This window comes from Paraburkholderia youngii (assembly GCF_013366925.1).
Lineage (GTDB): Bacteria > Pseudomonadota > Gammaproteobacteria > Burkholderiales > Burkholderiaceae > Paraburkholderia > Paraburkholderia youngii.
This window is the reverse complement of the sequence record NZ_JAALDK010000001.1, coordinates 3,908,718-3,934,049: the sequence shown is the minus strand read 5'-3', so window position 1 is coordinate 3,934,049 and position 25,332 is coordinate 3,908,718. Positions and strand designations below refer to the sequence as shown.

The following is a 25,332-nucleotide window of genomic DNA, read 5'->3' as shown; positions in this document are numbered from 1 at the left end:
GTCTGCGCGCATTCTCGCGCGTTTCGTCCGTCCCCTTCGCTATTCATTTTCATGGCGGCTCGTTCGCCGCCAATCTCGGGGCCGCGTCAGCGTTACGGCGCGCTCGCCGCGATCTTCGGCGTGCTCACGGCCACATCGCCGCATTGCGCGCGATGGCGCAGCGCGTGATCGATCAGCACGAGCGCAAGCATCGACTCGGCGATCGGCGTCGCGCGAATGCCGACGCACGGGTCGTGCCGCCCGAAGGTTTCGACGACCACCGGCTGTCCCGCCTTGTCGATCGAACGGCGCGGCGTGCGAATGCTCGAGGTCGGTTTGATCGCGATCGACACCGTGATGTCCTGTCCCGTCGAAATGCCGCCGAGCACCCCGCCCGCGTGATTGCCGACGAAGCCCTCCGGCGTCAGCTCGTCGCCATGCACCGAGCCGCGTTGCGCGACGCTCGCGAAGCCCGCACCGATCTCGACGCCCTTCACCGCGTTGATGCCCATCATCGCGTGCGCGATGTCGGCGTCGAGACGGTCGAACAGCGGCTCGCCGAGGCCGACCGGCACACCGGAGGCGACCACGTTGATGCGCGCGCCGATCGAATCACCGTCCTTGCGCAGCGCGTCCATATACGCCTCGAGCTGCGGAACGATCTGCGCATTCGGCACGAAGAACGGGTTTTCGCGCACCTGCGCCCAATCGACGAACGGCACGTCGATCTCGCCGAGCGCGGCCATATAGCCGCGAATCTCGGTGCCGAACTTCTCGCGCAGCCACTTCTTCGCCACCGCGCCCGCCGCGACCGTGGGCGCCGTCAGCCGTGCCGACGAGCGGCCGCCGCCGCGGTAATCGCGAATGCCGTACTTCTGCCAGTACGTGTAGTCGGCGTGGCCCGGGCGGAACGTCTCGGCGATGTTGCCGTAGTCCTTGCTGCGCTGGTCGGTATTGCGTATCAGCAGCGCGATCGGCGCGCCGGTGGTTTGACCTTCGAACACGCCCGACAGGATCTCGACCCTGTCCTCTTCCTGGCGCTGCGTCACGTGGCGCGACGTGCCCGGCTTGCGGCGATCGAGTTCGAACTGGATATCGGCTTCGTTGAGCGCCATGCCCGGCGGGCAGCCGTCGATCACGCAGCCGATAGCGGGGCCGTGCGATTCGCCGAAGGTCGTGACAGTGAAAAGCGTACCGAGCGTGTTGCCGGACATGAGCGTCGTCCAAAGAAATTCGGGGAGAACGCTATTATGCCAGCCCGCTCGCCCCGAAGACGGGCGTGGCGACAGCGCTGCCGAATGCGGGTGATAGTGGACGAGCTAGCGACCTCGGCATCCGCGCACCGGCCCAAGGCTATTTGCGCGCGCCGCGCAACTCGGTCACGATCTGCTGCAGTGTTTCCGGCGTCGCGAGCGCCGGGTCGATCGGCTCGCCGACCGCGAGGCTCAGCCGGCTCATCACGCCCTTTCTGAGCGGACGCGGCCAGTGGGCATCGACCGCGCGCGAAAACACGCTGCCCCACAGACCACGCAGCGCCATCGGAATAACCGGCGCCGGCGTGCGTCTGACGATCTCGGCGACGCCGTGGCGAAACGGGTTCAGCTCACCCGTGCGCGTCAGCTTGCCTTCGGGAAAGATGCAGACGAGTTCGCCGTCCGCGAGCGCCCGCGCGCACAGATCGTACGCACGCGAGAGCAGCGCCGCGTCCTGATGCGCGGGCGCGATCGGAATCGCCTTCGCATGCCGGAATAGCCAGCCGACGAACGGCGAGCGGAAGATTTGATGGTCCATCACGAAGCGGATCGGCCGCGGGCTTTCGGCCATGATGACGATCGCATCGACGAAACTGACGTGGTTGCACACGAGCACCGCCGCGCCGCGCTCCGGAATCCGCTCCGCGTGCACGAGCCGGATCCGGTAAAACGTATGCACGAGCAGCCACGCAACGAAGCGCAGCAGAAACTCGGGCACGAGCGAATAGATGTAGCCCGCGACCACCACGTTCAGCAGCGCGGTGACGAGAAAAATTGCCGGAATGGCGAAGCCCGCGGCGGTCAGGCCCATCGCCATCAGCGCCGACACGATCATGAACAGCGAGTTGAGGATATTGTTCGCGGCGATGATGCGCGCGCGATGACTCGGCTGGCTACGGCTCTGAATCAGCGCATACAGCGGCACGCTGTAGAAGCCGCCAAACATCGCCAGCAGGAACAGATCGGCGAGCACGCGCCAATGTGCGAGCCGCGCGAGAAATTCCCCGACGCTGAGCAGATTCCCCGCCGGCGGCAGCGCATGGCTCGCAAAAAAAAGATCGATCGCGAACACGCTCATGCCGATCGAGCCGAGCGGCACGAGGCCGACTTCGATCCGCCGCTTCGACAGCCGTTCGCACAGCAGCGAGCCAATGCCGATGCCGATCGAAAACGTGGCGAGCAGCACGGTCACGACGTCCGGATCGGCGGACAGCACGTCCTTCGCAAAATTGAAGAACGACGCGAGGAACGTCGCACCGACGAACCACAGCCACGAGATGCCGAGCAGGCTCAGAAACACCGTGCGGTTTTCGTGCGCGAGCTTCAGATTGCGCCACGTTTCGCTGACCGGGTTCCAGTTGATGCGCAAGCCGGGCTGCGGCGCGGGCGTAGCCGGCACGAAGCCGGACACGCCGCGCCCGATCAGCGCGATCGCGATACACGCGCCAGCGAGCACCACCGCGCCATGCTCGGCGAACCCCGCGCCCGCGCCGCCGACGATCGTGCCGACCAGGATCGCGACGAAGGTGCCCATCTCGATCATGCCGTTGCCGCCGACCAATTCGGCCTTCGACAGATGCTGCGGCAGATACGAGTACTTGACCGGCCCGAATACGGTCGAATGCACGCCCATCAGGAACGTGCACAGATACAGCAGCGGCGCGCTATGCAGCCAGAAGCCCGCGCCGCCGACCAGCATCACCGCGATCTCGAAAGTCTTGACGAGTCGCGTGAGCAACGCCTTGTCGTACTTGTCCGCGATCTGGCCGGAAGTGGCCGAGAACAGCACGAACGGCAGAATGAAAATCGCGGAGATCAGGAACGCCGCGGTTTTCGGATCGACGCCCGAAAACTGCGCCGCCTGATAGGTGACGAGCGACGTGAAGCCGATCTTGAACACGTTGTCGTTCATCGCGCCGAGAAACTGTGTCCAGAAGAACGGCGCGAAACGGCGCTGGCGGAGCAGGCGGAACTGGGATTCGTGCGCTTCGTGCGCGCGAGCGGCGCGGCGGGCGGCAGGCAACGGACGATCGTTCATGAAGTCAGAACAACGGCGCGGAAAATGGCGATGAAGCGCGCGGAGCGGCGGACAAACGGGCCGGTGCGACGCGCGCTCCAGATCCGGGCACCGGCCCGGACACAAAAAAAGCGCCCGCTTGCGCGCGCGCCCTGTCGGCGGATTCGCGCTCGCGGCGACGGCCGGAGCGCGACCTTCGAGCCACGCGCATCAACGCGCCGGCTGCTGATCCTGTCCTTCCTGCTCTTCCGGCCAGTCGCGGATATAGGCCTTCAGCATGCGATTCTCGAACCCCTGCTCCTCGACCACCGCCTTCGCGACGTCGTAAAACGAGATGACGCCCATCAGCGTGCGGCTTTCCATGACCGGCAGATAACGCACGTGATGCTCGAGCATCATGCGGCGCACTTCGTTGACGTCGGTTTCGGGCGTGCAGGTGAGCGGATGGTCGTCCATCACCTTGCGGATCGTCGAAGTACCGACGCTGCCGCCGTTTTCCCTCAAGGTCAGAATGATTTCGCGAAACGTCAGCATGCCGACGAGGTCGCCGTACTCCATCACGACGAGCGAGCCGATGTCGTGCTCGGCCATGGTAATGACGGCGTCATGCAGCGTGGTATCCGGCGTGACCGTAAAAAGGGTGTTGCCCTTGACTTTAAGAATGTCGCTGACTCGCATGATCTATCTCCTGGTACCGCCAATCTTGCAGTGCATTAAATGGTTGTTTCGATCCTATCGGAAAGGCCCATAAAAGGAAAGCGGCCCGCCAGCCAAGGCTCGGCGGGGTTTCGGGGGCTCCAATTCATCTGACTTCCAGATAGCGAGCATGCCCCGCTCCCGGCACGAGCCGCACAAATCCGCGGTCCATCCCACGGGAAAACCGCGCTTGAAGCGGCGCGCGCCAATGATAGGATGGCCGGCCTACCCTGATCATTCGCGTGGCCCCTCGCGGCCCGCCGCACACGATGTCCGCCAACCGTTTCGATACGCTTGCGCTGCACGCCGGCGCTGCCCCCGACCCCGCCACCGGCGCGCGCGCGACGCCGATCTACCAGACCACGTCGTTTTCATTCCGCGACTCGGACCACGCCGCCGCGCTGTTCAACATGGAGCGCGCCGGCCACGTCTACTCGCGCATCTCGAATCCGACCGTCGCCGTGTTCGAAGAGCGCGTCGCCGCGCTCGAAAACGGCGCCGGCGCGATCGGCACCGCAAGCGGCCAGGCCGCGCTGCATCTGGCGATCGCGACGCTGATGGGCGCCGGCTCCCACATCGTCGCGTCGAGCGCGCTGTACGGCGGCTCGCACAATCTGCTGCACTACACGCTGCGGCGCTTCGGTATCGAGACGACCTTCGTGAAGCCCGGCGACCTCAACGCGTGGCGCGCCGCGCTGCGCCCCAACACGCGCCTGCTATTCGGCGAAACGCTCGGCAATCCGGGCCTCGAGGTGCTCGACATCGCCGCGCTCGCGCAGATCGCACACGCGCACCGCGTGCCGCTGCTGGTCGATTCGACCTTCACGACGCCCTACCTGCTGCGCCCGTTCGAGCACGGCGCCGACTTCGTCTACCACTCGGCGACCAAGTTTCTCGGCGGCCACGGCACGACGATCGGCGGCGTGCTGGTCGACGGCGGCACGTTCGACTTCGAGGCTTCCGGCCTCTTTCCCGAGTTCACCGAGCCATACGACGGTTTCCACGGCATGGTGTTCGCCGAGGAAAGCACCGTCGCGCCGTTCCTGCTGCGCGCGCGGCGCGAAGGCTTGCGCGATTTCGGCGCGTGCCTGCATCCGCAGGCCGCGTGGCAACTGCTGCAAGGCATCGAGACGCTGCCGTTGCGCATGGAACGGCACGTCGCCAACACACGCCGCGTGGTCGAGTTTCTCGCCGCTCATGCGGTGGTCGAATCGGTTGCCTATCCCGAGCTGCCGACGCATCCCGACCACGCGCTCGCGAAGCGGCTGCTACCGCGCGGCGCCGGAGCGGTGTTCAGCTTCAACCTGCGCGGCGACCGCGCGGCCGGGCGCGCCTTCATCGAAGCGCTGACGCTGTTCTCGCACCTCGCGAACGTCGGCGACGCGCGCTCGCTGGTGATCCACCCGGCATCGACGACGCACTTCCGCATGGATGCCGCCGCGCTCGCCGCGGCCGGTATCACCGAAGGCACGATCCGTCTGTCGATCGGCCTCGAAGATCCGGATGACCTGATCGACGATCTCAAGCGCGCGCTGAAGGCCGCGCAAAGAACCGCCGCTGCGGCGCCCACCGCCACGAACGCCCCCGCCCGCCCGGAGTCCCCATGATCGTCACCGTCCAAGGCAAACCGGCCTACGCCTACACCGGCGGCAAACCCTTCGACGCGGGCCTGCCGACCGCGGTGTTCATCCACGGCGCCGAGCACGATCACAGCGTGTGGGCGCTCCAAAGCCGCTATTTCGCGCATCACGGCTTCGGCGTGCTCGCGCTCGACCTGCCGGGCCACCGACGCAGCGCCGGCCCCGCGCTCGCCAGCATCGCCGCGCTGGCGGACTGGCTCGCCGCGCTGCTCGATGCCGTGGGCGTCACGCGTGCGTTCGTCGCCGGTCACAGCATGGGCTCGCTGATCGCGCTCGACTTCGCCGGCCGCTATCCGCAGCGCGCCACGCATCTTGCGCTGCTCGCGACCGCGCTGCCGATGACGGTCTCCGACGCGCTGCTCGACGCGGCGCTCAATCGCGAGCCCGAGGCGATCGACATGGTCAACCAGTGGTCGCATTCGACGCTCGCCGCGAAGCCCTCGTGCCCCGGCCCCGGCTTCTGGCTGCACGGTATGAACCAGCGGCTGATGGAGCACGTGTCCGCCAGCGGCGAGCCGCATCTGTTCCACACCGATTTCACCGCCTGCCATACCTATGCGGACGGCCTCGCCCGCGCGGCGCAGGTGCGTTGCGCGACGCGCCTGATCGTCGGCCGCCGCGACGCGATGACGCCACCGCGCGCGGCGAAAGCGCTCGCCGATGCGCTCGCGCAGGCGGGCACGCCGGTCGACACCGTCACGCTCGATGCGGGCCACGCGTTGATGACCGAGCAACCCGACGCGACGCTCGATGCGCTGTACAGCTTCGCCACGCGGGCACCGCACGAAGGGCGCTGAATCACGACGATATCCACGCCGAACCCGCCGCGCCATCGGCCGAATGGCCAGGTTGCGTTAGGCAGGCGATCGCCGGAGAATGATTGAAGCTGTCTTTTCAGCCTCCGGAGGCCGCTATGGCTCATACAGCACATACCGATCACTTCGCGAGCTTCGCGGAGTTTTATCCGTACTACCTGAGCGAGCATCGCAACATCGCGTCGCGGCGGCTGCATTTCGTCGGCTCGCTCGGAGTCATTGGCTTTCTCGCGATGGCGCTCGCCACCGGCAACTGGGTATGGCTGCCGGCGGCCGTGGTGTGCGGCTATGGCTTCGCGTGGGTCGGCCATTTCTTCTTCGAAAAGAACAAACCGGCCACGTTCCGTCATCCGCTTTACAGCCTGATGGGCGACTGGGTGATGTTCAAGGACATCTGCGTGGGGAAGATTTCGTTGTAGTTTTACCAACGCGGCTCGAAGTCGAGCCGCCCTGTCACGCCGCCTGGTGCGGCATCGAAGCCGCCGCGCGCTCGTTTCCGGGTCGCGCTGCCCTTGCCGCCGCGCGCGAGGCAAGGAGCGCGGCGAGCGTCACCTTCAGCTGGTCGTTGTCGAGCGCGGCGAGCAGCATTCCGCCGTCAACCCGCGTGGAGTCGAGTTCGAGCTGATACGTAAGCTCCGCGCGGTCGATCACGAACAGGTCGTACAGCCGCTGCACGGTCACCTGCGCCGGGTTCGCGAGCAGCACGTAGTGCGGGCCGGTATGGTCCTCCTCCAGCCGCGCGATCCATTCGATCTCCTCGAGACGCTGCAACAGCATCAGCGTCGTATCCTTGTCGCGGCGAAGCATGCGCGCAAGCTCGGGCATCGTGTAGCCACGTCTGCCGCCCTCACGCGCTTCGCACAGCCGCGCGAGCAATTCGAGCGAATCGAACAGATTGCTGCCATAGAACACCGGGCGGTGAAACTGACCGATGCGGATCGCCGGCAACGCCGATGCGATCATCGCTCCGGTCAGCGTGATGAACCAGCAGAGGTACATCCACACCAGGAACAGCGGCACCGCGGCGAACGCGCCGTACACCGCCGTATAGGTCGGAATACGGCGCACGTAGTAGCCGAAACCGCGCTTGGCGAGCTCGAACGCGACCGCGGCGATCACGCCGCCGACCACCGCGTCGCGCCATTCGACACGGCAGTTCGGCAAATAAACGTAAAGAATCGTGAACGCGAGCATCGTGAACGGCAGCGTGGCGCTCGCGAGCGCCCATTCGATCAGCGGCGTGATGCGCTGCGCGGCGCTAAACGACATCGATTGCGTGAACAGATACGACGAGATGGACAGGCTCACGCCGATCAGGATTGGACCGAGCGTGATGATCGCCCAGTACACGAGGATGCGCTGCGCGACGGGCCGCGCCTTGCGCACGCGCCAGATCACGTTGAACGCGGACTCGACGGTCATCATCGTCATCACCGCGGTGACGAACAGAATGATCATGCCGATCGTTGTCAGCCCTTTGGCCTTCGACGCGAACTGGTTCAGATACTTGAAGATCTGATCGTTCAGTTGCGCGGGCATCAGGTGATCGGCAAGAAAAAACTGCAGCGACGCCTGGAACGAGCTGAAGATCGGAAACGCGGTGAACAGCGCAAACGCGACGGTGGCGAGCGGCACGAGCGCGAGCATCGTGGTGAACGTCAGGCTGCCCGCGACCTGCGGAATCCGGTCTTCGCCGATGCGTTGCGCGGCGAATTGCGCGAGCCGTTTGAGCGTGTCGAGATCGAAACGCACCCTAACCAACAAACCTGCCTCCTTGCTTGCTGAACCGTCAGAACGGGACTTCGGGAACCCCTTGCGGCGTTTGGCCGAACCTCCTGGCCGAACGGCTATGAATGTCCTGTGCAACGGACCGAACCCCTATAATACCCGTTCAATGATGAGGCCTATGAAAGACATTCTCGTGCTTTATTACAGCCGTCACGGCGCCACGCGCGAGCTCGCGCTGGCGATCGCGCACGGCGTCGACAGCGTCCCCGGCATGCAGGCGCGCGTGCGCACCGTACCAGCGGTTTCCACGGTCTGCGAGGCGAGCGAGCCGGACATCCCCGCCGAAGGACCACCGTACGTCGAGCTGCGTGACCTCGAAGAATGCGCGGGCCTCGCGCTCGGCTCACCGACCCGCTTCGGCAACATGGCGGCCGCGCTCAAATACTTTCTCGACGGCACCACGCCGCAGTGGCTATCCGGCGCGCTGTCAGGCAAGCCGGCCTGCGTGTTCACGTCGACCGGCAGCCTGCACGGCGGCCAGGAATCCACGCTGCTGTCGATGATGCTGCCACTGCTCCATCACGGCATGCTGATCGTCGGCATTCCGTACACGGAGAGCACGCTGACCACCACGCAAACCGGTGGTACGCCGTATGGCGCGTCGCATTTCGCGCGCGCGGGCACGGCCGGCCATGGCATCTCCGCCGACGAACGGACGCTGGCCATTGCGCTGGGTGCGCGCGTTGCGCGCACGGCGGCGTCGATGTCCGAACGGCCCTGAGCGCAAAGCCGTGAACGACCCGCATCCGCAACCAACCGAACGCCGCGACGCCCGTCGGGACGCCAGCGGCGCGGAATTCGCAAGCACGTCGGCAGCCGCAACCGTTGCACCCGTGCAGCCCAAAGCCGCCGCCGCGCTCGTCGCCGCTTTCACACTGGTCGCGATGATCGTGCTGGCGGTCGCATGGGAATGGTGGCTCGCGCCATTGCGGCCTGGCGGCTCGCTGCTCGTGCTGAAGGCGTTGCCGTTGCTCTCCGCGTTGCCCGGCGTGTGGCGACGTCGGCTCTATACGATGCAATGGGCGTCGATGCTGATCCTGCTGTATTTCGCCGAAGGCGTCGTGCGCGGCTGGAGCGATCATGGCTTGGGCGCGCGGCTCGGCTGGCTGCAAGCGGCGCTCGCCGTGGTCTTCTTCGCCTGCGCGCTCGCGTATGTCGGGCCGTTCAAGCGCGCGGCGAAACGAGCCGCGAAGCAAGCCGCAAAGCAGGCTGCAAAGCAAACCACCGGCGAACCAACCCCGCCCCGCTGACGTCCAAGCCTCAAAACCGTCAACCGATCCGCATGAAACACACCGCTTTTCTCGCCGCCTGCCGCGACGCCATCGGCGCGGCTCACGTCCTGACCGATCCGCACGACACCGCTCCCTTTCTGACCGACTGGCGCCGCCGCTACACCGGCGCGGCCTGCGCGGTGCTGTGCCCGGCCACGTCCGCGCAAGCCGCCGCGCTCGTCAGGCTCGCGGTCGAACATCGCGTCGCGCTGGTGCCGCAGGGCGGCAACACCGGCCTCGCAGGCGGCGCGACACCTGACGCCAGCGGCGCGCAGGCGGTCATCAGCCTGCGTCGCCTGAATCGCGTGCGCGACATCGATCCGCACAACAACACGATCACCGTCGAAGCCGGCGTGATCCTCGCCGACGTGCAGAAGCACGCCGAAGCGGCCGGGCGTCTGTTTGCGCTGAGCCTCGCCGCCGAAGGCAGCTGCACGATCGGCGGCAATCTGTCGACCAACGCGGGCGGCACCGGCGTGCTGCGCTATGGCACCACGCGCGAGCTGTGCCTCGGCCTCGAACTGGTGACGCCGCAAGGCGACCTGTGGGACGGCCTGCGCGGGCTGCGCAAGGACAACACCGGCTACGATCTGCGCGACCTGTTCATCGGCGCGGAAGGCACGCTCGGCCTGATCACCGCGGCGGTGATGAAGCTGCATCCGCAGCCGGCCGCGCGCGTGACCGCGCTCGCCGCGCTCGCATCGCCGCATGCGGCGCTCGATTTTCTCGCGCTCACGCAACGCGTCGCCGGGCCGCTCCTGACCGGCTTCGAACTGATGTCGGATTTCTGCCTGCGCCTCGTTGGCCGGCATTTCGAACAGATGCGTTATCCATTCGCCGAACCGCATGCGCAAATCGTGCTGCTCGAACTGTCGGACAGCGAAAGCGAAGAGCACGCGCGCAGGCTGTTCGAGGGGCTGATGGAAACCGCGCTCGAACAGGGTCTCGTCGAAGACGCCGTGGTCGCGGAAAACCTCGCGCAGTCGCGCGCGTTCTGGAATCTGCGCGAGCACATTCCGCTCGCGCAGGCCGAGGAAGGCCTGAACATCAAGCACGACATCGCGGTGCCGATCTCACGCATCGGCCACTTCATCGAAGCGACCGATGCCGCGATCGCGCAAGCCGCGCCGGGCGCGCGCATGGTCACGTTCGGCCATCTCGGCGACGGCAATCTGCACTACAACGTGCAGGCGCCCGAGGGCGTCGATGCGAAGGCGTTTCTGCGCCAGTATCAGAGCCCGATCAACCGGATCGTCTACGACAGCGTGAATGCGCACCGCGGCAGCATCAGCGCGGAACACGGACTTGGCCAGCTGAAGATCGACGAAGCCGCGCACTACAAACAGGACGTCGAGGTGCGGATGATGCGCGCGATCAAGCAGGCGCTCGATCCGCTGAACCTGATGAATCCGGGCAAGGTGCTACGCTAATGTTTGAAGCCACCGCGATCCGGCGCGGCGGCGTTTCGCAGGAGGCGCGTCCGTGAAGATTCGCGTGCTGTCCGATCTGCATCTGGAAAACGACGAGCCTGAACTGATCCCGCATGCGCAGGCGGATCTGGTCGTGCTGGCGGGCGACATTCACAACCACGCGGCCGGCCCGCGCTGGGCCGCGCAGGCGTTCGACGACACGGTGCCGGTCGTCTACGTACCGGGCAATCACGAGTATTACGACGGCGAGTTCGGCGCGCTGGAGAGCGCGACGCTCGACGCGGCCGCACAGGTCGATAACGTGCACGTGCTGAACAACGCCACGCTCGTCGATAGCCAGGGGCGCTGGCGCGTGCTCGGCACGACGCTGTGGACAGACTTTGCGCTGTACGGCGCGACGCCCGAAGCAATCGAGGAATCGATCGTCGCCGCGCGGCGCGTCATGCTCGATTATCGCGGGCTGATCCAGATGAACTGGCCGCACGACCCGCGCGATGCGGCGCGCGACTTCACGCCGGCCGATTCGCTCGCGCTGCACCAGCATGCGCGCGCGTGGCTCGAAAGCGAGCTGACCAAACCATTCGCCGGCCAAACGATCGTGGTCACGCACCATGCGCCGCATCGGCTGAGTCTCGCCGAGCGCTTTGCCGAGGACCGCGTGTCGGCGGGCTTCGTCAATCACCTGCCGGAGCTCGTGCGCGCGCCCGTCGCGTTGTGGATTCACGGCCACACGCATACGTCGTTCGACTATGTGGTGGACGGCACGCGTGTGGTGTGCAATCCGCGCGGCTATTTCGACCGGCGCACGCGCGAGTGGGAAAATCCGCTGTTTGCGTGGGACAAGGTCGTCGAGATCTAGCTGGTTCTAGCGGGCCCGCTCACCGCTCTGGCCGCGGCGCATCCTGTGACTCGACTTCGACCGGCACGAGCCGCGGCTGCTGTACACGCATGCGGCGCAGCAAATCGCGCGACGCGGCGACGCCGATCAATCCGAACATGACGGCCAAGCCGATCATCAGGTGCGTATCCATGGATGTGTCGTCCTTCAGTGGTTGCGAGGTGCCGAACGGCGGCGAATCCAGCGCGTCCGGCCAGAGCGGCGACGCGTGAACGACACGTTAACAAATCGACTGCGCGGCAGAAGTAAAGAAATGTTGCGACGCGGGGCGTGTGTAACAGGCTGTCACGTCGCGCGCCCCTCGAACGTCAACGCTTGACGAGCAGACCGTTCAGGTTCGCGCGAACTGCCGCAATTCTTCCTGATCCGCCGCCAGCGTCGAGGGCAACTCGTCGCGCAGGAATTCGACCCATGTGCGGATCTTCGCATCGAGATACTGCCGCGACGGATACAGCGCATACAGATTCATCTGCTGTGACGTGTACTCGGGCAGCAGCCACACCAGTTCACCGCTGCGCAAACCACTGATCGCCGAGTAGATCGGAATCAGCGCGATGCCCATGCCCTGGGCGACAGCCACGACCATCGCCTCGGCCACGTTCACCTGGAACGTCGCCGAACCGAGCGACACGACTTCCTCGCCGTTCGGGCCGTCGAAGGTCCATTTGTCGGGCGGGTACACCGGCGTCACCATCTGCAGGCAGGTGTGCTGCGCGAGGTCCGCGGGCGTTTGCGGCACGCCGCGCCGCTCGAGATACGCAGGCGACGCGCACGCAATGCTGAACGCGCTGCCAATGCGCTGCGACACGAGCCCCGAGTCCGGCAGGACGGTGGCGAGCGTCAGCGACACGTCGAAGCCTTCGTCGAGCAGATCCGGCATGCGCTGCGCGAGCGTCAGTTCGACATGCACGTCCGGGTAGCGCTGCTGGTAACGGCTCACGGCCGGCACCACGTAGTGCTGGCCGAAGCTCGTCATCGCGTGAACCTTCAGCTTGCCGGACGGGCGCGCGTGCGCGTCGCTCGCCTCGGCCTCCGCCTGATCCACGTACGCGAGGATCTGCTCGCAGCGCTGCAGATAGCGCTCGCCCGCCTCGGTCAGCGCGATGCGGCGCGTGGTCCGGTTCAACAGCCGCGTGCGCAGATGCGCTTCCAGATCGGAAACCGCGCGCGACGCGTAGGCCGTCGTCGTATTCAGATGTTGCGCGGCGCCCGTGAAGCTGCCCGCTTCGACGACGCGGACGAATACGCGCATGTTTTGAAGCGTGTCCATACCTATCCTCTGTCGACCGGAGTTTGCGCTCTAGCCCTTGCTCCGATCCCATGCAGCACAGTTGCGAAAAATCGGCAGCGATTGTTACACGATCAGCAATGGCCATTATCTCATGTCCCGTAAAAATGCCTTGCATCTTTACCGGTTATTCCGCAATTGATCGAAAAATATAATTGCGCACAAGGTTCTATAGTCAAATTTGGAGGAAATCGTGCAGTCTCCGGTACACAAATGGATCGCCGCAGCCTCGGTTCTTACGATCCTATTAACAATCGCCGGATGCGCAAGTACCGGGGGCGTGGCGCCGCAAACGCGCACGATCAATCCTTCATCGCTCGACGCCGGCAACGCGATTCGCGCCGCCAACGCCGATGCGCAGTGGCCCGCCGCCGACTGGTGGCGCGCCTATGACGATCCGCAGCTGAACCGGTGGATCGCGGACGCACAGGCCGGCAATCCGAGTCTCGCGGTCGCCCAGGCGCGCGTGCGCGAGGCGGCGTCGATGGCCGGCGTCGCGCGCGCGGCGCTCGCGCCGCAAGTCAACGGCAGCCTGTCGATCCAGCGCGAACAATGGCCCGACAACGTGTTCTACGGGCCGGGGCCGCTCGCCGGCGAGCAGTCGTGGAACAACACCGGCACCCTCGCCCTCGCCTATCACCTCGACTTCTGGGGCAAGGACAAGAACGCCGCCGAGCGCGCGCTCGACCTCGCACACGCGAGCGCCGCCGACGCGCGCGCCGCACAGCTCGAACTGCAAGCGAACGTCGTGCGCACCTATATCGAAATGTCGCTGAACTACGCGCTGCTCGATATCGCGAAGGCCACGCTGCAACAACAGCAGCAAATCGTCGACCTCGCGAACCGGCGCCTGAGGGGCGGCATCGGCACGCAGCTCGAAGTGAGCCAGGCCGAAACGCCGATGCCCGAGTACGAGCGCCAGATCGACGCGATCGAGGAAAAGATTGCGCTCGGCCGCAATCAGTTGGCCGCGCTCGCGGGCAAGGGTCCAGGCGCCGGCGACGCGATCCAGCGCCCGACGTTGTCGCTCGCCGCGCCCGCCGGTTTGCCGGCCGCGCTGCCCGCGGATCTGATCGGCCACCGCCCCGACGTGGTCGCGGCGCGCTGGACGGTCGCCGCACAGGCGCGCGGCATCGACGTCGCCAAGGCCGGGTTCTATCCGGACATCAACCTGCTCGCGTCGATCGGCGGCTATGCGGCGATGGGGCCGCTGTTCCAGTTCCTGAAGAGTCCGTCACATAGCTGGAGCGCGGGCCCCGCGCTGACGCTGCCGATCTTCGACGGCGGCCGGCTGCGCTCGCAGCTCGGCGCCGCGTCGGCGGGCTACGACGAAGCGGTCGAGCGCTACAACCAGTCGATCGTCACCGCGCTGAAGGACATTTCCGACCAGGTGATCCGCATCCGTTCGCTGACCACCCAGGCCGACGACGCCGACCGCTCGGTCGCTGCCGCGCGCAGGAACTACGATCTGTCGCGCGAGGGTTTCCGGCGCGGCTTGACCGACTATCTGAACGTGCTGGTCGCGCAAAACCAGTTGCTGCGTGCGCAGGAAGGCGTCGCCAAGGTGCAGGCCGAGCGTCTTGGCGCGCATGCATCGCTGATGACGGCGCTCGGCGGCGGTCTCGACGATCCGGCCAACGGTCCGCAGGATAACGAAACGTTGCCGGCGCATGGCAAGGGCAGCAACGAAGGCAAGAGCGGCTCGGCGGATACCGGCACGGCGAAGGCAAAGGCGGATGCGAACGCCAACGCCAGGACGATCGCAGTCACCACCGCCACCACCGCCTCGCGCGCCCCGAACGCGCCCGCATCCGAGTAAGAAAGGCCATGTCCTCGTCGCCCTCCCAATCGACCGCGCGCCCCGCGTCGTTCGCCGCACTCTACGAAGCCGCCGCCCACTGGGCGCGCACCGACGGCCTCGTGTGGATGTACCTGTTCAAATCGCTCGCCGCGTGTTTCCTCGCGCTCGGCATCGCGATGAAACTCGATCTGCCGCAGCCGCGCACCGCGATGACCACCGTGTTCATCGTGATGCAGCCGCAAAGCGGCGCCGTGTTCGCGAAGAGCTTCTACCGGATCTGCGGCACGCTGGTCGGTCTGGTCGTGATGCTCGCGCTGATCGGCCTGTTCGCGCAGCAGCCGGAGCTGTTTCTGATTACGACCGCGATCTGGGTCGGCATCTGCACTGCCGGCGCCGCGCGCAATCGCAACTTCCGTTCGTACGGCTTCGTGCTGGCCGGCTACACGGCCGCGCTGATCGGCATCCCGGCGTGGCAGCATCCGGACGGCGCGTTTCTCAGCGCGCTCACGCGGGTCGCCGAAGTCGTGATCGGCATCATCTGCGCGGGCGCGGTGAGCGGCCTCGTGTTTCCGCAATTCGCCGGCCAGCAGATGCGCAGCACTGTGCGCGCGCGCTTCTCGGCCTTCGTCGAATACGTGTCGACGTCGCTGGCCGGCCGCAACGACCGCGCGCAGATCGAGGCGACCAATGCGCGCTTCGTCGCCGACATCGTCGGCTTCGAGGCCGCGCGCAGCATCGCCATGTTCGAAGGTCCCGATTCGCGGATGCGCGGCGGGCGCCTCGCGCGTCTGAACAGCGAGTTCATGACCGCGTCGACGCGCTTTCACGCGCTGCATCAGCTGATGAACCGTCTGCGCGAGAACGGCACCCACGGCGCGTCGATTGCGATCGACGCGCTCGAGCCGTACTTCAAGGAGATCGCGCCGTTGCTCGCGAAGTCGGGCGAGCCGGTGCTGAGCGCGGTCGACGCCGCGCACGCCGCGGCGCAGCTCGACACCTACAGGAGCGAATTGCCGAAACGCGTGCGCGCGACGCGCGACGAGCTCGAAACGCATCCCGACGCGCCGTTGCTCGATTTCGACACGGGCGCCGAACTGCTGTACCGCTTCATCGACGACCTGCACGCGTACGCGGCGACCTACGCGTCGCTCGCGGTCGACACGCACGCGCGCGAACGCTGGATCGAGCGCTACGAACCGAAAACCAACGCGATCGCGGCCGGCGTCGCGGGCCTGCGCGCAGCCATCGTGATGCTGGTGCTCGGCGCGTTCTGGATCGCGACTGCGTGGCCGAGCGGCTCGACGCTGACGCTGGACGCGGCGGCCGTGTGCGCGCTCGCGTCGTCGTCGCCGGACCCGAAGCGCACCGCGTTCCAGATGGCCGGCGGCACGGTGCTCGCGACGCTGATGGGCATGACCGCGGTGTTCGGCGTCTATCCGCACATCGACGGCTTCGTGATGCTGTGCGTCGCGCTCACGCCGTTCCTGCTGCTCGGCGTGTTCATGACCACGCGTGCGAAGCTCGCGGGCTACGGCGTCGGCTATTGCATCTTCTTCTGCTTCCTCGCCGGCCCCGACAACGTGATTCACTACGACCCGAGCTCGTTCATGAACGACGCGCTCGCGCTGGTGCTGTCGATGCTGGTGGCGTCGATCGCTTTCGCGGTGCTGCTGCCGCCGTCCATGCCGTGGCTGCGCAACCGCCTGCTCGTCGACCTGCGCCGCCAGGTGGTGCTGGCTGGCCGCGCGAGTCTTGCGCGCGTGCGCTCGCGCTTCGAGAGCGGCGCGCGCGATCTGATGTTCCAGATCAACTCGCTGTCGCAGAACGAGCCTGAAACGAAGCGCGACACGCTGCGCTGGCTGTTTTCAGTGTTGGAGGTCGGCAACGCGGTGATCGACCTGCGCCGCGAAATCGCGACGCTGCCCAACGAGCCGCGCTACCACAAGGCGGCACCGTGGCGCGTCGCACTGCGTGCGCTGCGCGATGCGCTCGCGGCGCTGTTCGAGCGGCCACGGGAACAGCAATTCGCGCGCGCTCTCGCGGCGACCGCCGACGCGATCGCGCAAGTACAGCAGTTGATGGCCGGCTTCACGCCATCGCGCGAAGAACGCCATCAGCTGCTGCGCATCCTCAGTCAACTGCATTTCATTCGTACCGCGCTGCTCGATCCGCAGTCGCCGCTCGCCTCGGCGATCGGCGCGCGCGCGGACACCTCAGAAGAAGGAGCTCCTCATGCCGCGTGATATCGCCGTGCTCGATGCCTATGTGCCGGCCATTCTGCTGCTGTTCATCGCGGGCGCCGCGCTGACCTGGCTACTCGATCGCGTGATCGCCTATACGGGCCTCTATCGCGTGGTGTGGCATCCCTCCCTGTTCCGGGCGAGCTTGCTCGTGTCCGTGTGCGGCCTTCTCGGCCTCGCCGTTTATCGTTGATCAGAGTCGAAACATGACCATCCGAAATCTTGTGGGCTTCATCGCGACAGCCGTCATTTTCATCGTCGCGATCCTGATTGGCCGCGTGCTGTGGGTCCATTACATGGACGAACCGTGGACGCGCGACGGCCGCGTACGCGCCGAGATCGTCAACGTCGCGCCGGACGTGTCGGGCGCGATCGTCGATCTGCCGGTCAAGGACAACCAGTTCGTGAAGAAGGGCGAGCTGCTGATGCAGATCGATCCGTCGCATTATCAGATCGCGGTGGAGCAGGCGCAGGCCGCGGTGGCCGCGCGCAAGGCCGAATTGCAGATGAAGCGCGACGACGCGCAACGGCGTGCCGACATGGATTCGCAGGTGGTGTCGAAGGAGGCCCGCGAAAACGCGACGCATACCGCGTCCGCCGCCGATGCCGCCTATCAGCAGGCGCTCGCCGCGCTCGACGCCGCGAAGCTGAACCTCGAGCGCACGCGCGTCGTGTCGCCGGTCGATGGCTACGTGACCAACCTCTCGGTGTTCCGCGGCGACTATGCGACCGCCGGCGCCGCGAAGCTCGCGATCGTCGATAGTCGTTCGTTCTGGGTGTATGGCTATTTCGAGGAAACCAAGCTGCCGCACGTGCGCATCGGCGATCAGGCCGAAGTGCGGCTGATGAGCGGCGGCACGCTGCAAGGCCATGTGGAGAGCATCTCGCGCGGCATTTACGACCGCGACAATCCGCAAAGCCACGAGCTGCTTGCGGACGTGAATCCGACCTTCAACTGGGTGCGCCTCGCGCAACGCGTGCCGGTGCGCGTGAAAATCGACTCGGTGCCGGCCGATGTGATGCTGGCGGCGGGCACGACCTGCACGGTGGTAGTGCGGCCGGGGACGGGTTCCAACTCCCACTTCGCGTCGGCCAACGCGAGCTGACGAGCGCATCGTTTTTTATAGCCGGAACTGTCTCATCTTCGCCTTCAGCCCTATCCGCCTTGTCGTATGCGAGGCGGTTAAGAACTTCTAACCTCTCGCCAGCGTGTAGCTGCGTCAAGGCAGCGGAAGCTTGCTGTCATCGAGCCGGCGCGGAGGATTGGCTCCCCAACGAGCCCGTATCTGCCCCGGAGTCTCCGGGGGCCATTTCACGCCCATCCTGATGATGCGGTCCCGGATTTCGACCAGTTTGACACCTGATTCGGAGGTGGGGCCTACATGTTCCATTTGCGATTCCAATTGTCTCGGAAACGAGATTCCATTGATGTTGTAAGTGTTCGGGTTTGCTCCGTGATCGAGAAGGTAATTGACTGCCCCGGTGTCATAGCCAGTTAGCGCTTCGTAGAGAGATGTGTTGCGCAACGAATCGCGCTGGTCCACATCCGCGCCACGCTCCACCAGCAACTGGAGTGAGCCCAATTTGCGATCGCTTGTAACAAAGAAAACGATGGGTCTGCGGCCCTCGATCATGGTGTTGGGATCAACACCGCCGTCCAGCATCGCACGCAGGAATTCCGGTTGCGCGCTGTTGAGCATGACCCCGAGCGGGTCACCAAAATCCGGCACTTCCTGCAAGGGATCGGCTCCGGCCTTCACCACCTCCGACATAACCGCAAGCCGATGCGGGTCGAGCTGCAATGCCTCCTGGAACGCAAAAAACAGCATCGTCATGTTCTTGCGTCCAGGCGTGTTCAGGTCCGCCTTTGGTGCCAGCCGCCTGACCTGCTCCATGTCACCTCGCTCGATGGCCTGCGCCAGTTCGAGTTGCGGGCCGCTAAAAAAATCAGTGGCGGGAAATTTTCTCATTGCATGAACCACTGGGGATAGCGCCAGTAACAGCACCAGCACGATCAGGATTCGGCTGAGTGTTTTCATCGCTTTCAGCCTCGTTATTCAAGGCAGCGGAAGCTTGCGGTCATCGAGCCACCGCGGTGCGTTTGCCCCCCAGCGCGCCCGTATCTGTGCCGGTGTCTCCGGGGGCCATTTCACGCCCATCCTGATGATGCGATCCCGAATCTCGATTAGCTTTATGTAGGTCGGGGAATTCGGCGCGGATGCGTTATCGGCAATGCGCGTTGATAGCGCCTGAGGAAACGACAGGCCTTTGATATCGTAGGTGTTGGGATTCGCCCCATGATCCAGCAAGTAGTCAATCTGATCTAGCGCGCGATTTGCCAGCGCCTCATACAGCACTGAATTACGCAACGAATCGCGCCGGTTCACATCTGCGCCACGCTCCACCAGCAGTTCGAGTGAGCCAGATGTCGACTCTCCTGCAACAAAGAAAATTAGTGGATCTCCCTTGTAGACCAGATTAGGATCAACGCCCCCGTCCAGCATCGCGCTCAGGAATTCCGGGTGGGAGCTGTTGAGCAGGACCCCGAGGGGGCTGCCAAAATCCGGTACAGCCTGCAAGGGATCAGCCCCGGCCCTCACCACCTGCGACGCAACCGCAAGCCGATGCGGGTCGCGCTGCAATGCTTCCTGAAACGCAAAAAACAGCATCGTCATGTTCTTGCGCCCAGGCGTGTTCAGATCCGTCTTCGGTGCCAGTCGCCGGACCTGCTCCATGTCGCCGCGTTCGATGGCCTGCGCCAGTTCGAGTTGCGGGCCGCTAAAGAAATCAGTGGCGGGAAATTTTTTCATTGCATGAACCACAGGGGATAGCGCCAGTAACAGCACCGGCAGGATAAGGATTCGGCTGAGTGTTTTCATCGCTTTCAGCCTCGCTATGACAGTGTTTCAAGTACGGAGATGTCCTCCGCCTTCTGCTGCTCGATGCCGTCAATTGCCTGCGTGATGAAGTGCCGCGACACGGGCGAGCCGCTGCCGGGAAGGAGATAGGGAGTTCCGACTGCACCGGGCAGGGGAGTCCACGTCTGTGCGACGGTCAGAATGTCGCCGTTCACATGGTAGGCATTGATGTTCGATGGCGTGACCTGGCCGCCGTAGTGTTCGACCGTCTCCGGGTGCAGACCGGCGGCATTGAAGCTCCAGCAGTCCTTGCCGCTGGCCAAAGAAGCGGCAGAACACAGACCGCCACCTAGCGAGTGTCCGGCAATATCAATTGGCGAGCGACTATCGCGCAGCTTTTCCCCAATATTTACGGCTCGCCTATAGTAAGGCGACTTCATATCCACGCTCTGGTTGAAGTTGTTCGACCAGTCGCTCAGGCTCGTCATTTCGGTTCCCTTGAAGGCGAGTGTCGGATTCATGTCGGCACCGAAGACCGCCGCATCCGGTTCGTATAGCTGCGCCCTGAAATTCGAGTCTTCGATTTCCAGGTCTTTTGGCTTCAAGCCGTACTGCCGTAGCAATCCCATATTCCCGCTGCGGTTCGCCCACCCTTCGGGCACTGGCCCGGACGGCTCGTAGACATGATCGGAGAGTCTGGCCTTCTCCACCGCGACATTGTTGCGTGCGAGCCGTTCAGCCGCCGTCCGCACGCGCCCGGACATGGCCGCATTTCCCGCCGCAATCAGCGCCTTGCGCGTCTGCCACCGCTGCGCCTTGGTCAGTGCCTGTGGTATCTCGATGTGTGGCGGTGTCGCCCTGGCTGCGCGCGCAGCGGCTAACTGGGCTTGCCAGGTGGCCGGATCATACTCGACGGACAGAATGGGTTCGCCGTCCGGATGACTGCCGGTCCTCGCTACGGGATTCCTTAACGGCGTGCTGCTGTAGGGTGACGGAAACAGGCTATTACGCGGACCTCTAATGGCAAGCAGTTTGCCCCGGCGAACCTCTTCGAGAAGAGCCACGATAACCCACCATCCATCGGTGTCAGGGTTACGGTCCCGCACGTTATGAAAAAACAGCCAGTGACTGTCAAGGAGATTCCTGACCAACTTCCGGTCCTGCTCCCACTTCCTGTGATTTAGTTCGGCAATCTCAAGAAATTCCCGGGTCTCCGCCCTGGCCTTCGGAAGGTCCGCGGCCTTGCCGAGGGACGCCTTATAGCGCCATTCGTCGCAGATGACGTAACAGGCACCCAGTGGCCGCTGGCAGAACAGCTCCACGGAGTGCATCTCAAATACGGACAGGGACATAGGTGTGTCGTTGGTCTATCTGAAGTCGCTGCCGGAGTTGACAGAGTCAGATAATTACCGTGCGACAGGCAGTCCGTACATGGGCGACCGCCCAAAATCGGCTTTCGATGAACCTCGCGGTGTTCAGCTGCGACTATGCGACCGCCGGCGCCGCGAAGCTCGCGATCTTCGATAGTCACTCGTTGGGGTGTATGGCTATTTCGAGGAAGCCAGGCTGCCGCACGTGCGCGTCAGCGATCCGGCCGAAGTGCCTCGCGCAACGCGTGCCTGTGCGCGTGAAGATCGACTCGGTGCCGGCCGATCTGATGCTGGCGGCGGGCACGACCTGCATGGTAGTCGTCGGGCCAGAAACGGCCCCCAGTTCCCACCGCGCCGCTTTTTACAGCCGGAACTGCCCCACCATCGCCTTCAGCCCGCGTGCCTGATCGTCGAGCGAGCGGGCGGCGGCGGTGGCCTCCTCCACCAGCGCCGCGTTCTGCTGCGTGCCCGCGTCCATCTGCGTGACCGCGAGATTGATCGCCTCGATACCGGCGCTCTGCTCGGACGACGCCGCCGAAATCTCGCCGATGATGTCGGTCACGCGCTTCACGGCCTTGACGACTTCGTCCATCGTCTGACCGGCGTCCGCGGCGAGCGTCGAGCCGTTGCCGACGCGCTCGACCGACGTCTGGATCAAGCCCTTGATCTCCTTCGCGGCCGCAGCGCTCCGTTGGGCGAGATTGCGCACTTCCGCCGCCACCACCGAAAAGCCGCGCCCCTCCTCGCCCGCGCGCGCCGCCTCGACGGCCGCGTTCAGCGCGAGGATGTTGGTCTGGAATGCGATTCCCTCGATCACGCCTATGATGTCGCCGATGCTGTGCGCACTGTCGTTGATGTCGTTCATCGTCGCGACCACGCGGCTCACGACTGCGCCGCCCTGCTCGGCGATCTCCGACGCGTTGTTCGCGAGTGAGCTCGCCTGCTTCGCGTTGTCGGCGTTCTGACGCACCGTCGACGTCAGCTGTTCCATGCTGCTCGCGGTGCGCTCGAGCGCGAGCGCCTGCTGCTCGGTGCGTTGCGACAGGTCCAGGTTGCCCATCGAAATCTGTCCGGACGCGGTCGCGATCGCATCGGCGCTCGACGCGATGTCGGCGACCGTCGTCGCGAGTCCGCTTTGCATATCGGACAGCGCGAACAGCATGCTCGAACGGTCCTTGCCGCCGAGCGTAATGCGGTTCGACAGATCGCCCGCGGCAATGCGGCGCGCGATTTCCTTCGCGTACGCGGGCTCGCCGCCGAGCTGCGCGGTGAGCCGCCGCACGACCCACGCCGCGATGCCGAACGCGAGCACGATCAGTGCGAGCGTCATCACCGCGATCATCACGAACGACGACTGGTAGATGAAGCCGGACGCGTCGATCGTCGCCTTCGCGGCGGTGCCGCGCTGGGTGACAAGTTCGTCGACGAGCTTTTCGAGCTTGCCGGTTTCGACGAGCAGCGATACGTCCTGCGTGCCGACCTGCCAGTTCATCTGCGACAGATCGAGCGGCTGCGCTTTCACGAGCGTGACGAAGTCGCGCAGATGGGTGCTCCAGGTCCCGATCGCCGCGGCGAACGCCTTCTGCGCGGCGACCGCCTTCGCGTCGGACGGATCGACATACTGCTGCAGCGTACGCAGTTGCTCGTTCAGACCGGCGAGGCCGCGCTCGATGTCGGCGCCGAGTTCGTCGCGCTCCTTCGCGGTGGTCGCGGTCAGCAGCATTTTTTGCGCGCGGCTCGCGCGCAGCATGTGGCCGCGCGCTTCCTCGGCGGCGCGGCTCGCGACGTGGCCCTGGTCGTAGATCGATTGCGTGGACGCGTTCAGCCGGCCGATCTGCAGCAGCGAAAACACGCCGATCAGCAGTGTGCCGGCGAGCAGGATCGCGAACGCGATCCGCAGCGTCGCCTTTACCGACAGGCCGTTGAACTTCGTTGCCGCCGCGCTGTGTGCCACTGCTTCCATAGTCCCCAATCCCCACGTGTCGACGCGCCGGAAAGGTCGGTTCCGGCGTCCCCGCTTTTCTCTCCGGGTCTACGGCAGCCTGCCGCGCGATCTTGAATGTCGCGCGATCAGACGACGGCGGGTCGTGCGCCGCCGACCGTTCCCGGTCCCATGTTCGACGCGCCGCTTCGTGAGCCGCGCATTCGCGAGCGCTTTATACCGCAGACAAAAACCCGCCAAAAATGCCTCGACAGCGCAGAGCAGACGATTCGCCATTCGTCAGCGAAAGGGAAGTCATCCGGCCCCATGTCCGATTCGCGACAAAACTTGTCCTTACAATTCACTCCGGCCACATTAAACTTCGGCTGAATAGTCAAAACGCCGGGTGCCGCGACCAAATGACGCAGCGGTTTGCGGAACGCGCCTACGAAGCGCGCTGCCGCACCGGTTCCAGCGCCGATTTTTTCTCACATTTGCCTGATCTTCTTCTGCTCGCGTATGGAAACCAGCCTCGATAAAAGCGCCCTCGCCGGCGCATCCGCCACGGGGGCGAGCGCCTCCCCGGTCACCGCCGCGCCGGCGGCCGCCAAGGTGCAGCGCACCGTGTATTCCGTGCTTGGTGCAATCAGCTTTTCGCACCTGCTCAACGACATGATCCAGTCGCTGATCCTCGCCATCTACCCGATGTTCAAGGACAACTTTTCGTTGTCGTTCGGGCAGATCGGTCTGATCACGCTGACCTATCAGATCACCGCGTCGCTGCTGCAGCCGCTCGTCGGCAGCTATACCGACAAGCATCCGAAGCCGTACTCGCTGCCGGTCGGCATGGGCTTCACGCTTGCTGGTCTGCTGCTGATGTCGGTTGCGCCGAACTTCAGCGTGCTGCTGGTCGCCGCGGCGCTGGTCGGCTGCGGCTCGTCGGTGTTTCATCCGGAGTCGTCGCGGGTCGCGCGGATGGCGTCGGGCGGCCGTCACGGTCTCGCGCAGTCGCTGTTCCAGGTCGGCGGCAATGCGGGTTCGTCGCTCGGGCCGCTGCTGGCCGCGCTGATCGTGATTCCGCATGGCCAGCGCAGCATTGCGTGGTTCTCGGCGGCGGCGCTCGTGGCGATCGTCGTGCTCACGCAGATCGGCCGCTGGTACAAGCGGCATCCGTCGGTCAGGAAGGCACGCGGCCACGCGGCGCAGGCGGCGCTGCCGCGTAACAAGATCATCCTCGCGATGAGCGTGCTGGTGCTGCTGGTGTTCTCCAAGTACTTCTACCTCGCGAGCATCAACAGCTATTTCACGTTCTATCTGATCGACAAGTTCCATCTGTCGGTGCAGGCCGCGCAGATTCATCTGTTCGTGTTCCTCGCGGCGGTCGCGGCGGGGACGGTGATCGGCGGGCCGATTGGCGACAAGATCGGGCGTAAATATGTGATCTGGGTGTCGATTCTTGGCGTCGCGCCTTTCACGCTGCTGCTGCCGTATGCGAATCTGTTCTGGACCGGGGTGCTGACTGTTGTGATCGGGGTGGTGCTCGCTTCCGCGTTCTCGGCGATTCTTGTTTATGCGCAGGAATTGATTCCTGGGAAGGTGGGGATGGTTGCCGGGTTGTTCTTTGGTTTTGCCTTTGGGCTTGGCGGCGTTGGCGCCGCAGTGCTTGGGCAGTTGGCTGACGCTACCAGTATTGGGTTTGTTTATAAGGTCTGTTCGTTTTTGCCGTTGATTGGGGTGCTCACCGTTTTGCTGCCGGATGTTGAAGAGAAGCGGGTGAAGGGGTGATATCGCTGTGGGATGGGCCTTTCGTTCTTCACAGGGTGTTTGCCTTTCCTTGCTTTGTTATCGGTCTATTAGCGTTGCCCCTGTGCGGGGCGGCACCTACTTTCTTTGCTGCTGCAAAGAAAGTAGGCAAAGAAGACAGCTCAAACCGTCAGCTCATAAGCGGGTCCCCTGGCTTGGTTGGGGCAGTGGTGCATCTGGAATCCGTGCCCCCGCACATTCCCCGTTCGTGACAAAGCCATCATCCCTCCCACTCCGCACTACGTGCGTCGCGGACGGGTCCGC

At 64.9% G+C, this 25,332-nt stretch carries 22 protein-coding genes and 1 pseudogene; 13 read left to right on the top strand and 10 right to left on the bottom strand.

All coding sequences use genetic code 11. The annotated features are described in order from the left end of the window. Positions 1 to 92: 92 nt before the first annotated feature. From aroC to G5S42_RS18120, 3 genes are all read right to left on the bottom strand, one after another. Entirely contained in the window at positions 93 to 1,193 is a 1,101-nt protein-coding gene (aroC, locus tag G5S42_RS18130; RefSeq protein WP_176108075.1) for a chorismate synthase, read from the bottom strand. A 139-nt stretch (positions 1,194 to 1,332) separates the two neighbouring features. Beyond that, entirely contained in the window at positions 1,333 to 3,270 is a 1,938-nt protein-coding gene (locus G5S42_RS18125) for an MFS transporter (protein ID WP_176108074.1), read from the bottom strand. A 189-nt stretch (positions 3,271 to 3,459) separates the two neighbouring features. Next, positions 3,460 to 3,927, bottom strand: a complete 468-nt coding sequence (locus tag G5S42_RS18120; protein ID WP_176108073.1) for a CBS domain-containing protein — start codon at positions 3,925 to 3,927, stop codon at positions 3,460 to 3,462. Between the two features lie 287 nt (positions 3,928 to 4,214). Between G5S42_RS18120 and G5S42_RS18115 the strand changes: the two genes are divergently transcribed. The 3 genes from G5S42_RS18115 to G5S42_RS18105 all read left to right on the top strand — a co-directional run bounded on the left by G5S42_RS18115 (position 4,215) and on the right by G5S42_RS18105 (position 6,819). Continuing rightward, positions 4,215 to 5,552, top strand: coding sequence for an O-acetylhomoserine aminocarboxypropyltransferase (locus G5S42_RS18115; protein ID WP_176108072.1), 1,338 nt, complete (start codon positions 4,215 to 4,217; stop codon positions 5,550 to 5,552). Further along, complete coding sequence (locus G5S42_RS18110) at positions 5,549 to 6,382, top strand: alpha/beta fold hydrolase (protein WP_176108071.1); 834 nt, start codon at positions 5,549 to 5,551, stop codon at positions 6,380 to 6,382. The genes G5S42_RS18115 and G5S42_RS18110 overlap by 4 nt, the downstream gene beginning before the upstream one ends. Before the next feature lie 116 nt (positions 6,383 to 6,498). After that, on the top strand, positions 6,499 to 6,819 hold the full coding sequence (locus tag G5S42_RS18105; RefSeq protein ID WP_176108070.1) for an Mpo1-like protein: 321 nt from the start codon (positions 6,499 to 6,501) through the stop codon (positions 6,817 to 6,819). A 34-nt stretch (positions 6,820 to 6,853) separates the two neighbouring features. Here G5S42_RS18105 and G5S42_RS18100 read toward each other — a convergent pair whose 3' ends face one another. Further along, positions 6,854 to 8,164 (bottom strand): YihY family inner membrane protein, encoded by a 1,311-nt coding sequence (locus tag G5S42_RS18100; RefSeq protein ID WP_176108069.1) that lies wholly within the window; start codon positions 8,162 to 8,164, stop codon positions 6,854 to 6,856. 142 nt (positions 8,165 to 8,306) lie between these two features. Here G5S42_RS18100 and wrbA point away from each other — a divergent pair, with 142 nt between their 5' ends. Genes wrbA through G5S42_RS18080 form a run of 4 tightly spaced genes read left to right on the top strand, consistent with a single transcriptional unit; the run spans position 8,307 to position 11,748 of the window. After that, positions 8,307 to 8,909 carry an NAD(P)H:quinone oxidoreductase gene (gene wrbA / locus G5S42_RS18095; RefSeq protein ID WP_176108068.1) on the top strand — a complete coding sequence of 201 codons (603 nt, stop codon included), beginning with the start codon at positions 8,307 to 8,309 and terminating at the stop codon, positions 8,907 to 8,909. Positions 8,910 to 8,919: 10 nt separating this feature from the next. After that, complete coding sequence (locus G5S42_RS18090; RefSeq protein WP_176108067.1) at positions 8,920 to 9,438, top strand: DUF2069 domain-containing protein; 519 nt, start codon at positions 8,920 to 8,922, stop codon at positions 9,436 to 9,438. Positions 9,439 to 9,470: 32 nt separating this feature from the next. After that, complete coding sequence (locus G5S42_RS18085) at positions 9,471 to 10,889, top strand: FAD-binding oxidoreductase (RefSeq protein WP_176108066.1); 1,419 nt, start codon at positions 9,471 to 9,473, stop codon at positions 10,887 to 10,889. A gap of 52 nt (positions 10,890 to 10,941) precedes the next feature. Then, positions 10,942 to 11,748 (top strand): metallophosphoesterase, encoded by an 807-nt coding sequence (locus tag G5S42_RS18080; RefSeq protein WP_176108065.1) that lies wholly within the window; start codon positions 10,942 to 10,944, stop codon positions 11,746 to 11,748. Positions 11,749 to 11,767: 19 nt separating this feature from the next. Here G5S42_RS18080 and G5S42_RS18075 read toward each other — a convergent pair whose 3' ends face one another. Together G5S42_RS18075 and G5S42_RS18070 are read right to left on the bottom strand one after the other, a co-directional pair. Then, entirely contained in the window at positions 11,768 to 11,920 is a 153-nt protein-coding gene (locus G5S42_RS18075; protein WP_176108064.1) for a hypothetical protein, read from the bottom strand. A 198-nt stretch (positions 11,921 to 12,118) separates the two neighbouring features. Beyond that, positions 12,119 to 13,057, bottom strand: coding sequence for a LysR family transcriptional regulator (locus tag G5S42_RS18070; protein WP_176108063.1), 939 nt, complete (start codon positions 13,055 to 13,057; stop codon positions 12,119 to 12,121). Between the two features lie 211 nt (positions 13,058 to 13,268). On the opposite strand from G5S42_RS18070, the gene G5S42_RS18065 reads away from it, so the two are divergent. From G5S42_RS18065 to G5S42_RS18050, 4 genes are read left to right on the top strand one after another with little or no spacing between them, the layout of a single operon-like run. Continuing rightward, positions 13,269 to 14,894 carry an efflux transporter outer membrane subunit gene (locus tag G5S42_RS18065; RefSeq protein ID WP_176108062.1) on the top strand — a complete coding sequence of 542 codons (1,626 nt, stop codon included), beginning with the start codon at positions 13,269 to 13,271 and terminating at the stop codon, positions 14,892 to 14,894. Positions 14,895 to 14,902: 8 nt separating this feature from the next. Continuing rightward, positions 14,903 to 17,119, top strand: coding sequence for an FUSC family protein (locus tag G5S42_RS18060; RefSeq protein WP_176108061.1), 2,217 nt, complete (start codon positions 14,903 to 14,905; stop codon positions 17,117 to 17,119). Then, entirely contained in the window at positions 17,109 to 17,309 is a 201-nt protein-coding gene (locus G5S42_RS18055; RefSeq protein WP_013089944.1) for a DUF1656 domain-containing protein, read from the top strand. The genes G5S42_RS18060 and G5S42_RS18055 overlap by 11 nt, the downstream gene beginning before the upstream one ends. A 13-nt stretch (positions 17,310 to 17,322) precedes the next feature. Next, positions 17,323 to 18,222, top strand: a complete 900-nt coding sequence (locus G5S42_RS18050) for an efflux RND transporter periplasmic adaptor subunit (protein ID WP_176108060.1) — start codon at positions 17,323 to 17,325, stop codon at positions 18,220 to 18,222. Positions 18,223 to 18,336: 114 nt separating this feature from the next. On the opposite strand, the gene G5S42_RS18045 is transcribed toward G5S42_RS18050, so the two are convergent. The 3 genes from G5S42_RS18045 to G5S42_RS18035 are packed head-to-tail and all read right to left on the bottom strand — an operon-like array spanning position 18,337 to position 21,326. Further along, positions 18,337 to 19,155 (bottom strand): ankyrin repeat domain-containing protein, encoded by an 819-nt coding sequence (locus tag G5S42_RS18045; protein WP_176108059.1) that lies wholly within the window; start codon positions 19,153 to 19,155, stop codon positions 18,337 to 18,339. Positions 19,156 to 19,173: 18 nt separating this feature from the next. Continuing rightward, the gene (locus G5S42_RS18040) at positions 19,174 to 19,995 is read right to left on the bottom strand and encodes an ankyrin repeat domain-containing protein (RefSeq protein ID WP_176108058.1); all 822 of its coding nucleotides are present in this window, start codon (positions 19,993 to 19,995) and stop codon (positions 19,174 to 19,176) included. Between the two features lie 14 nt (positions 19,996 to 20,009). Continuing rightward, complete coding sequence (locus tag G5S42_RS18035) at positions 20,010 to 21,326, bottom strand: Tle-like phospholipase domain-containing protein (protein WP_176108057.1); 1,317 nt, start codon at positions 21,324 to 21,326, stop codon at positions 20,010 to 20,012. Between the two features lie 110 nt (positions 21,327 to 21,436). On the opposite strand from G5S42_RS18035, the pseudogene G5S42_RS44360 reads away from it, so the two are divergent. Further along, a pseudogene (locus G5S42_RS44360) lies at positions 21,437 to 21,751 on the top strand (hypothetical protein); the annotation flags it as partial. Here the strand turns inward: G5S42_RS44360 and G5S42_RS18030 are convergent. Next, entirely contained in the window at positions 21,706 to 23,307 is a 1,602-nt protein-coding gene (locus G5S42_RS18030) for a methyl-accepting chemotaxis protein (RefSeq protein WP_176108056.1), read from the bottom strand. The pseudogene G5S42_RS44360 and the gene G5S42_RS18030 sit on opposite strands and share 46 nt — an antisense overlap. 477 nt (positions 23,308 to 23,784) lie before the next feature. Between G5S42_RS18030 and G5S42_RS18025 the strand changes: the two genes are divergently transcribed. Beyond that, the gene (locus tag G5S42_RS18025; RefSeq protein WP_217709915.1) at positions 23,785 to 25,050 is read left to right on the top strand and encodes an MFS transporter; all 1,266 of its coding nucleotides are present in this window, start codon (positions 23,785 to 23,787) and stop codon (positions 25,048 to 25,050) included. Positions 25,051 to 25,332: the final 282 nt, after the last annotated feature.

Excerpts from the sequence above, each read along its gene's own strand:
- G5S42_RS18125 (WP_176108074.1), bottom strand. The coding sequence starts at position 3,270 with ATGAACGATCGTCCGTTGCCTGCCGCCCGCCGCGCCGCTCGCGCGCAC.
- G5S42_RS18075 (WP_176108064.1), bottom strand. The coding sequence starts at position 11,920 with ATGGATACGCACCTGATGATCGGCTTGGCCGTCATGTTCGGATTGATC.
- G5S42_RS18070 (WP_176108063.1), bottom strand. The coding sequence starts at position 13,057 with ATGGACACGCTTCAAAACATGCGCGTATTCGTCCGCGTCGTCGAAGCG.
- G5S42_RS18040 (WP_176108058.1), bottom strand. The coding sequence starts at position 19,995 with ATGAAAACACTCAGCCGAATCCTTATCCTGCCGGTGCTGTTACTGGCG.
- G5S42_RS18045 (WP_176108059.1), bottom strand. The coding sequence starts at position 19,155 with ATGAAAACACTCAGCCGAATCCTGATCGTGCTGGTGCTGTTACTGGCG.
- G5S42_RS18115 (WP_176108072.1), top strand. The coding sequence starts at position 4,215 with ATGTCCGCCAACCGTTTCGATACGCTTGCGCTGCACGCCGGCGCTGCC.
- wrbA (WP_176108068.1), top strand. The coding sequence starts at position 8,307 with ATGAAAGACATTCTCGTGCTTTATTACAGCCGTCACGGCGCCACGCGC.
- G5S42_RS18105 (WP_176108070.1), top strand. The coding sequence starts at position 6,499 with ATGGCTCATACAGCACATACCGATCACTTCGCGAGCTTCGCGGAGTTT.
- G5S42_RS18035 (WP_176108057.1), bottom strand. The coding sequence starts at position 21,326 with ATGTCCCTGTCCGTATTTGAGATGCACTCCGTGGAGCTGTTCTGCCAG.
- G5S42_RS18085 (WP_176108066.1), top strand. The coding sequence starts at position 9,471 with ATGAAACACACCGCTTTTCTCGCCGCCTGCCGCGACGCCATCGGCGCG.
- G5S42_RS18025 (WP_217709915.1), top strand. The coding sequence starts at position 23,785 with ATGGAAACCAGCCTCGATAAAAGCGCCCTCGCCGGCGCATCCGCCACG.
- G5S42_RS18120 (WP_176108073.1), bottom strand. The coding sequence starts at position 3,927 with ATGCGAGTCAGCGACATTCTTAAAGTCAAGGGCAACACCCTTTTTACG.
- G5S42_RS18060 (WP_176108061.1), top strand. The coding sequence starts at position 14,903 with ATGTCCTCGTCGCCCTCCCAATCGACCGCGCGCCCCGCGTCGTTCGCC.
- aroC (WP_176108075.1), bottom strand. The coding sequence starts at position 1,193 with ATGTCCGGCAACACGCTCGGTACGCTTTTCACTGTCACGACCTTCGGC.
- G5S42_RS18055 (WP_013089944.1), top strand. The coding sequence starts at position 17,109 with ATGCCGCGTGATATCGCCGTGCTCGATGCCTATGTGCCGGCCATTCTG.
- G5S42_RS18030 (WP_176108056.1), bottom strand. The coding sequence starts at position 23,307 with ATGGAAGCAGTGGCACACAGCGCGGCGGCAACGAAGTTCAACGGCCTG.
- G5S42_RS18110 (WP_176108071.1), top strand. The coding sequence starts at position 5,549 with ATGATCGTCACCGTCCAAGGCAAACCGGCCTACGCCTACACCGGCGGC.
- G5S42_RS18050 (WP_176108060.1), top strand. The coding sequence starts at position 17,323 with ATGACCATCCGAAATCTTGTGGGCTTCATCGCGACAGCCGTCATTTTC.